The 413-nt window shown below is 51.8% G+C and carries 1 protein-coding gene; it reads right to left on the reverse strand.

All coding sequences use genetic code 11. The features are described 5' to 3' along the window. On the reverse strand, positions 1-254 hold a 254-nt coding region (locus EN862_RS34915; protein WP_135913286.1), incomplete at its 3' end, for a transporter substrate-binding domain-containing protein. Positions 255-413: the final 159 nt, after the last annotated feature.

Below are 413 nucleotides of genomic sequence, written 5' to 3' on the forward strand. Positions count from 1 at the left end.
CTGAATGCAGTTTCCTTCCACTCGACCTTCACCCCCATCCGCTTCCCGATCTCGGTGCCGATATCGACATCCAGACCACCTAGAACCTGATTTTCATCATAGAAGCCGAGCGGCGGATTCCCGAACTCCGCGCAATACGTGATCTTGCCCGCCTTGGCGATATCCGCCGGCGGTGTCACTTCCGATGCATGAGCAACGCCAACCGCGAAGATGAGCGCGATGGCACAACCGGCAGTTTTGGAAACACGAGACATTTGACAACCTTCCCATTCTTTATAGGCCCAACGATTTGGACCATTGCGTATTGGTCTATATCCCGATAGTGTTCTGTTATGATTTTCGCCAACTATTCCGCAACGTGTAGGCCCTGTCAACATAGTGGGCGCTTGCCGATTGAAATAAACCAATATCGA

Origin of the sequence: Mesorhizobium sp. M2E.F.Ca.ET.219.01.1.1, assembly GCF_004016445.2 — a bacterium.
GTDB lineage: Bacteria > Pseudomonadota > Alphaproteobacteria > Rhizobiales > Rhizobiaceae > Mesorhizobium.